Here is a 7,253-nt window from a genome sequence, read left to right on the forward strand (position 1 = left end):
TCCGGGTCCTCTGAGAGCACGCTTTCACTAATCTGTGATTTCCCTGAGAAACACACAGGCGCCTCTCAGGCAACGCCTGGGAATCCCATCAGGGGTGCATGAACTCGTGACCACGCTCGCGCCGAGCTGTGCGGATCATGTCCGTCCGGGCCGCGCTTCCGGCCGTTGATGAAGTGCCGATGAGCCGCTGATGATCCACTGATGAGCCCCTGATGAGAGCGTACCGACCCGGCACGGCTCCCGCGCGCGGAGGACTTCCCGCGCTGCCGGGGCTCAGAAAAGTCCTTCCTGGGGAGCGTCGAACGCCCTTACGGGCAACCGCAGTTGGCCTTCCTCCCCCGCACCGGCAGCGGTCAGCTCCCACCCGGGCAGCAAGCGCGTGTCGAGGACGACGACCCCGTGCCGGGTGGCGAGATGCAGATCCGGCCCGGCCGCCGCGACCAGCTCACCGCTCACCACGCCGCCCGGCACCAGCTCGGCCACCTCGCCGACGGCGGCGGACACCCCGTCCAGCCCGAACACCCCCATGTGATCGACGACTTGGCAGGGCTCCGGGACGAGCGACTCGGGCCAGCCGCCGAGCGCCACAGCCCGCGCGTGCAGTTCCGTGATCTCGACCGCCCGCTCGGCCCGGGTCACCGGCAGCAGGGCGCGTACGACGCGCTTGTCGCCGTACGGGATCCGGTCCGGCACCCGGAGCGCGGCCCGCAGCAGCTCCTCGGCCCGCCGGGCGGCCATCAGCGGCCCGGCGCCGAGCCAGCTGAAGCACACGGCCCCCTGCTCCAGCAGCCGGGCCGACCCCCGCTCGACGGCCGTGATCCCCACCTTGACCATCCCGGGCCCGAACCACGCCAGATACACGTGGTACGGCCGGGGATCGTCGGCGACGGTGTCGGCGGCCACGGAGTGCGCCCGGTCCAGCCGCGCACACTCCTCGCACCGGGCGCCGGTGGTTCTGCCGGACACGGGGGTCCGGGTCGGACAGTCATGCCCGCGCGCCCCTGCACACTCCCGTTTCGCACCCCCGTCGGCGCCTCCTTCCGCGACCCCGAAGGCCACGCGCTTCCCCCGGGCGAGCGGACTGCGCCGCCCACCGCTCCACACCAGCACGGGTCCGTCGTCCGACCAGCGCAGCCCCGAGCATTTCCACACCTGTGCCATCAGTCGCGAGGGTAGACGGCGGCACTGACAACGGCCCGGTGCGGTGCGGCCGGCCCGGCGGGAGACGCACGTTCGAAGCACGCGGCGCCCGAGACGTCGGCCGTCAGTGCGTCGATCCACACGGAGGTTGCAGGTCGCTCGGAAAGCGGGCTGTGCAGCTCGGCCTCGCACTGGGCGACGCCCCCGAGGGATGAGGCCTTGCAGTCGGGTACCTTGATGACGCCGTCACTGAGACCCATCTATGGCCTGTCTCCTGGATCAGGCCGTGGGGCGCCGGCGAACCCGGAGCCGGTGAACGCCCTTCACGGCGTAGCCGACGGACATGAGCACGAAGCCGGGGACAGCGATCCAGATCCAGGGTCCCGCCACCACGAGACTCAGTGGCGAGCCGACAAAGAGCAACAGGCCACCGACGGTTTCCAGCAGGTCGAGGCGCGCCTTGAAGCGCGCCGCGGAGTCGTGTCCGCGCAGTCGGCGAATGATGGGGACGAGGGCGAGGACCTGCAATACGGCTAGGCCGAGAAAGATCCAGACGAACCAATCGGGTATGTCCCCGGCGCGCACTGCATCGCTCGCCCGGACCCTAGGATCGAAGATCCAAAGGAGACCAGCACCCTAGGCGTTGATGTCAGCCGTTGATGTCAAAGGCCCCGCCGGACGAACCAGCGGGGCCTTTGACCTGTGTGCACTCGGCAGGATTCGAACCTGCAACCTTCTGATCCGTAGCTCTACAGAGATCGGTCAACGGGGGTCATAGAGGCCGTCGCACGGTCCCTGAGAGTTGCTATAGGCCATGGTCAGTTGCCGTGGTTGCTGTACTCCGCTGCTGTACGGCAATCGCGGTTCGGACGGATGTTCTCTCCCTGAGGCGCCTGGATCTTGCGCACCACCCGCGTCCCCGATACCACCGTCTCATGACAAGCGACTCCGGGCCGAAGGCCCGGTGGACCAAGGACAAGGCTGGAGCCACCCTTGCGGCCACAACCGGCTTCTTCTTCACTCGCGGGCCGGCTCTTGAGACGACGAAGCAACTGACCCAGGAATATCCGCACACAGCAGCTTCGCTCGTAAGCCTCGCGGTCGCCGTCCTCGCGTACTGGATCGGGTTGCGGGTGATGAGGAAGCTCCCCTGACGGCTCCCACAGCCGAGTGACTCGCAGAGTCTTCCTGCAGTGTCCTCGTCCAGATCTTCCGGTCCCATCAGCTTGGGAAGCTGCGATCTCGTGGGGCCGGTCTGGGCGCTGACCTGAGTGAACGGTTGCATCGTGGCTCGATCGAGCTGTCCGCTCTCACCGTGATTCCCCGCTGTTCCCCACTCGATCTGGTGCGGTTGTGGTGCAGTGCTGCGGCTTGGCCTCCGCTGTGCCCGGACGGTGGCTCATTGGATGTCAGAGGGCTGCCAGCCCGGAGGTGTCTTGGGAAGGCCGATCAAGACGTCCATATTCAGGTGTTCCTTGAGCAGCGCCTTGAGATTGCGCCCGTTGATGAGCTGCATCCTGCCGTTTCGGTGAGCGAAGTCAGCGCTTGCCTTGCCAAACCAAGAGGTCGTCACCAGGACTCCGCGACTAGCAGCCTTGTCGTGCATCACCCCCGCCAATGCCCGAACCGTCTCAACGGGCACTGCGTTTTTCGACCTCTTCGCCTGGATGGCGAAGACAGTGGTCCCGACCGGGTCCCGCTGGACCGCGACGGCGTCCACACCGTCATCTCGCGAGCCCTGAGTACGCCACGTCTCGAAGCCCATCGCTTCGAACAGTTCGCGTACAAGCCGCTCAAACGCAAAGGGGTCCATCTGCAGGAGGTCGGGTCGGCTGTCGAGTCCTGCCACGGCGCCGGCATCCGCCGTAATGCGGTATCGCGACAGATCGATCTCAACGACTGGGGGCACTGCCTCCAGGTCGTGCGGATGGCGGGAGACGACAGCGCCGAGGTACTTCAGGCTCTCCTGAGCATCGAGCTCGGGCTCGTCCAATACGAGTTCGTCGAACTGCTCACGCTGGGCGACCACGCTCACCAGGCAAGGTCGCACCGGACGCCCGGTTGCGCGATCCTTTGCACTCACATGCCCGTTGAACACCACCGTTGTGACGAGATCAGGCGGAGTGGTGGAAAGGGCCTCGTCCAGTGCGCGCAGGACAAGGCGGGCGACCAGAGTGCGGTAAACCTTCTTCGTCTCGGCCTCCTTCCGTGGCTGAGCGACGATCTCAGTCCGCTGGGCCACAACCCGGTACTCCACCATGGCCGGCACTACATCAAGCTGAGGTAGCTCCACCTCAATGAGCAGCTGCTGAGCCTCAGGTATGTACGCCGCCCCCGCATCAACACGGCACCCTTTGGGCACGGAAGAGCCACGCAGCACTTCCTCCACAGCGTCTGCAACGCCCTGCGGGCCCTGCTTGGCGAGTGCCTGCTCGACATAGGGGTGCCAGCTCTTCAGGTTCCTGGGCCGGTCCGTCAGCACCGCCTGTAGCTCCGCCAGGCGCTCTTGGGCCTGGCGGGTGCGCTTCTCGGCATCGGCCTTCAGCTCCAGCAAGCGCGTCTCTCGCGCCTGCTTCTGGCGCTCCTTCTCCACACGAGCCTGCTCCCGCTCGCGCTGCTCAGCGGCGCGCTGCCGTTCGGCCTGGCGCTTGGCCAACTCACGCTCGATACGGGCGACCTCACGCTCCTGTGCAACCTGCTCCCGCTCCAGATGCTTCTGTCCTGCAGCCACCAGACGGGCGCGCTCGGCATCGGCTTTGGCGGCTTCCCGTTTCTGACGGCGTCGACGCTCCTCAGCGGCCTTCGCGGCCGCCTGCTCCTTCTGCTGAGCACGCTTTAACTCAGCAGCCTTGGCCTGCTGCTTCGCTTTGTATGCCTCAGCGAGCACTTGCATCACTGACTTACGGCGCGCCACGAGTCCCCCACATGTCTCCCGCCACCCTCGAAAGCCGAGCTGTGCCTCGCCAGGGCACCTATCAGCGATACCCCGGTCTGCTGAACGAGAATCGTGGCGCTGCAAGCGGGGCCTGGCCACTGCAAGGCCATGAGCTTGGGAAGCTCGGGTTGTCCACGGATGGTTGCGAGGCTGACCTGCGGCGGACCCGCTACGGGCCTGAGTCGCCAGCGACCTGGTCCCCGCCATTCCCCGTGGCACGCCGCACAACCTGGCACGGTTCTGGCACGAGTCTCGACCCTGACGGACCAATTGCCAGTGCATGTACGGCAACGGCTCCGGGGGGCCGCCTTGGTCCTACGGGAAATAGCTGGTTAGGTCCTTACATCCGCTGAACTAGGTCGCTCCTGTCTACAGACAGTCCACGATTGGCCGACTGCCGTCTCAGGTGTTGGAAAGGATCAGTCGATCGTTCGGACCGTACCGAACCCAGTCAGCGTCGCTGTCCCATGCGAGTACGGGCGTCGACCACAAAGAGGGACCACGCCATTTGATTTCGAGCTTTCCTATCCTTGATCCATTGAATTGCACTGAGGGCACCACCCAAAGCGCTACCCAAGCCGGGATGGATCAAATTTCCGGCAGTCCCGATCGCTGCAGCGCCAACGGTGTGAATCTTGCCCGTACCGCTGAGATATTTTTCGAGGCTGTCACGGGCATGCTTTAGTGCCAGATCCTCAACCTCTTTAGCAAGGGCAGCCACGTCATTCGCCGGGCGTTCTAGCAGGCTCAGATACTGTCGAAATTCGGCAACTCTGGGATGAGAGCGCAGCGACTCAATGCTTTCATGGTAAGCACCCTTTGGGCCAAGGAAGTCAATTGTCTTTACGGTGGTGATATGCTCGGCTGCCTCGATTCTCCACTGTTCGAGCGTTCCCCTATTCAGGGCTGACGGAATGTCTGAGATTGAATGCGCTGCAGTGAAGGAGTTCATAATTACCTCCAACTGCATATCTAGAGCTGCCGCAACCCCAATGTCTATGATTAGGTTGTGCTCGTCAGCATTTCCCATCCCCATGCCCAGAGCGCCGCGACCGTGATTGTCCGGCGCTAGATCGAATTTAACTGACTTCCGAAGGGATTCGACCGTAGACACGTAGATGCCGGGTTCGTCTTGACTTCTAGTATCAATCTCGGGCAGATTGAAGCGTTGCCAGTATTCTGGACTCCGACGCCACTCCCTGTAGAGCTCGGTGTACTGCGAGCGTGCAGTCTGCGCTCGACTTAGCAATTCCGGATCATCCGTAACGAATTTTACATACTCAATGTCGTGCAGGGCTAGCGGGCAAGCTTCACGCGAAAGAAACCAAATTTCATCGTAGCAAAGAAGGAGACCCATTGTGTTTTCAAGAATTGGGTTGGGAATATCAGCTTCATTCTCGCTGCGTGGTCTGATTGGGTTCCTGTAGTCGTAGCACAGTGGCGTTGAAAGCCCAACGAATGCCCTTTTCATGGATTGCTCCTGTATGGGTAACCCGTTAATCGATGCTAGTGTCGGCGGGGACTGACCGCCTTAGCTCCCCGCTGCGTATACTGTGCCAGCAAGTCCCTGTCCAAGAGAGCGACTTGAGGAAATTGAGGGACAACGAGTCACGTGGTCACTCGCGCAGCGCGAGATCCGCGCCAGCTCAGTTCTCCGGGCTTGGGCATGGTGGTACCAGTGTCGCAGATCCACTTGGGTGACCTGCGGCTCACGGTCTGGGAGCCTGTCGCTACCCGTCGTCATCTGTCGTCGCCGATCCCCCTCGGACGGCCCACAGACGGCCCAGCCGGCGAAGCCCGTACTCTTGAGCGGCTCACAAGTGGACTGCTCCGCCTTGGACTGTCTCGCCTCCGGCATGTGAGTCCGCTGGGCAAGTCAAGATAAACAGGCAAGCGCTCTAGCTGAGCTGGCATCAGGGAGAGCTGAGGCTACTCCGACGGGGATCGCACCCCTTAGGACATGTGACGGGGGGACCTGTGACTGCTTCAAACGTAACGACGGAAGCAACCTCGACCATGACGGTTCAGGGGTGCAAGCTCAACCGCCGCCTCATTAACAAATGGGTGCGTGCGCTTCGGGTTGGGTTGCCTGCCGAGGAACAGCTCGATTTTTCGACGACTCGCGCGATCACGACGTATAAGTCCAACTCAATCGATGGACTCGCCCAGGCACTTGCAGAATCAACCGAGCCCGGAGACGTCGAGGTAGTTGATAATCTTGTAATTTTCGCTAGTAACATTCGACACCGCAGCAACGGCGATCCACAGCGCGTAGCCCGCGTATCGATCACGCCTGCGAGATATGCATCTTGCACTATTTCAGGCGATCCAAGCTGGGTCAATGCGCAAACTGCGATCCTTCACCCGCTGCTCAAGGAGGCGCGCCCACGGAAGTGGTGGATCTGGTATGCACCTCGGGCAGCGTGGACCAGCTGGGGCGCATCACTTGCGCTGCTGATCAGTTCCTTCTTCCATTCCACACCCCTGTCAGTACTGAGTGCGGTGGCAGGAATGGCATGTGGGTTCACTATCGGCAGCATTCTAAAGCGCATTCTCAGAGTCGAAATCTGGCTCACGCGCGATGATTTCACGCTCTCATACTGGCGCTTCACAGCGAATGAGGTGGTGACGAGCATAATTGCGCTCATCGCGATCGCCGTTGCCGTAATCTTCGGCTTTATTGCACACAAGGATACCCAGAAAGAAAGCATTGGGAAGGTACCGACGCTGACGCGTTCATTGTGAACGCGTCTCGCCGCGAGTTTGAATCGCACCGCCACACGCCACCCCTCCCCCGCTTCCATCCCGTCTGCCGTCGACCCACACACCGTGGAGCGGGCGTGGTTCAGGGCGTCAAGGTGGAGCGCGCTACTGTACGAACGACCTTGACGCCCTGGGCCGCGACTGCTCGGCTCTGCCTGGGTCGACGGCAGACGGGATGGAAGCACCCCGCGCACGCCACCGACTCGCCGGCACTCGCGAACGGCGCCCCCGCCATCTCGGAGCCTGAGCGCCCCCGCCGGAGGCTGTCCTGACCGTGGCCGCTTCTCTGCGGTGATCCACTCATGTCCCGGCTCTGGCCTCGTGGGCGCGCGTCGGCGCAGCGCGGGCGGAGCGGGCCGAAGGCAGGAGCGGCGCCCGCGGCGGAGCCGGGAGCGCGCCCGGCGGAGCGGAGCGC

6 protein-coding genes are annotated in these 7,253 nt (G+C 63.4%); 2 read left to right on the top strand and 4 right to left on the bottom strand.

The genetic code is table 11. The features are described 5' to 3' along the window. Positions 1 to 273: 273 nt before the first annotated feature. Both AB0P24_RS37885 and AB0P24_RS37890 read right to left on the bottom strand, forming a co-directional pair. Complete coding sequence (locus AB0P24_RS37885; RefSeq protein WP_365802161.1) at positions 274 to 1,161, bottom strand: DUF2797 domain-containing protein; 888 nt, start codon at positions 1,159 to 1,161, stop codon at positions 274 to 276. 258 nt (positions 1,162 to 1,419) lie between these two features. Then, entirely contained in the window at positions 1,420 to 1,725 is a 306-nt protein-coding gene (locus AB0P24_RS37890; protein ID WP_365802163.1) for a hypothetical protein, read from the bottom strand. A gap of 350 nt (positions 1,726 to 2,075) precedes the next feature. On the opposite strand from AB0P24_RS37890, the gene AB0P24_RS37895 reads away from it, so the two are divergent. Further along, a complete protein-coding gene (locus AB0P24_RS37895) occupies positions 2,076 to 2,294 on the top strand; it encodes a hypothetical protein (RefSeq protein ID WP_365802165.1) in 219 nt (72 codons plus the stop codon). Positions 2,295 to 2,539: 245 nt separating this feature from the next. Here AB0P24_RS37895 and AB0P24_RS37900 read toward each other — a convergent pair whose 3' ends face one another. Beyond that, positions 2,540 to 4,054 (bottom strand): restriction endonuclease, encoded by a 1,515-nt coding sequence (locus tag AB0P24_RS37900; protein ID WP_365802167.1) that lies wholly within the window; start codon positions 4,052 to 4,054, stop codon positions 2,540 to 2,542. A 472-nt stretch (positions 4,055 to 4,526) separates the two neighbouring features. After that, positions 4,527 to 5,546: a hypothetical protein gene (locus AB0P24_RS37905; protein WP_365802169.1), complete on the bottom strand. Its 1,020-nt coding sequence runs from the start codon at positions 5,544 to 5,546 to the stop codon at positions 4,527 to 4,529. Positions 5,547 to 6,091: 545 nt separating this feature from the next. Between AB0P24_RS37905 and AB0P24_RS37910 the strand changes: the two genes are divergently transcribed. Continuing rightward, a complete protein-coding gene (locus AB0P24_RS37910; protein WP_365802171.1) occupies positions 6,092 to 6,820 on the top strand; it encodes a hypothetical protein in 729 nt (242 codons plus the stop codon). Positions 6,821 to 7,253: the final 433 nt, after the last annotated feature.

Source organism: Streptomyces sp. NPDC086519 (assembly GCF_040686075.1).
In the GTDB taxonomy this organism is placed as follows: domain Bacteria; phylum Actinomycetota; class Actinomycetes; order Streptomycetales; family Streptomycetaceae; genus Streptomyces; species Streptomyces shenzhenensis.

What these genes read in the sequence shown, in the direction of transcription:
- AB0P24_RS37910 (WP_365802171.1), top strand. Translation starts at nt 6,092, where the DNA reads ATGACGGTTCAGGGGTGCAAGCTCAACCGCCGCCTCATTAACAAATGG.
- AB0P24_RS37885 (WP_365802161.1), bottom strand. Translation starts at nt 1,161, where the DNA reads ATGGCACAGGTGTGGAAATGCTCGGGGCTGCGCTGGTCGGACGACGGA.
- AB0P24_RS37895 (WP_365802165.1), top strand. Translation starts at nt 2,076, where the DNA reads ATGACAAGCGACTCCGGGCCGAAGGCCCGGTGGACCAAGGACAAGGCT.
- AB0P24_RS37905 (WP_365802169.1), bottom strand. Translation starts at nt 5,546, where the DNA reads ATGAAAAGGGCATTCGTTGGGCTTTCAACGCCACTGTGCTACGACTAC.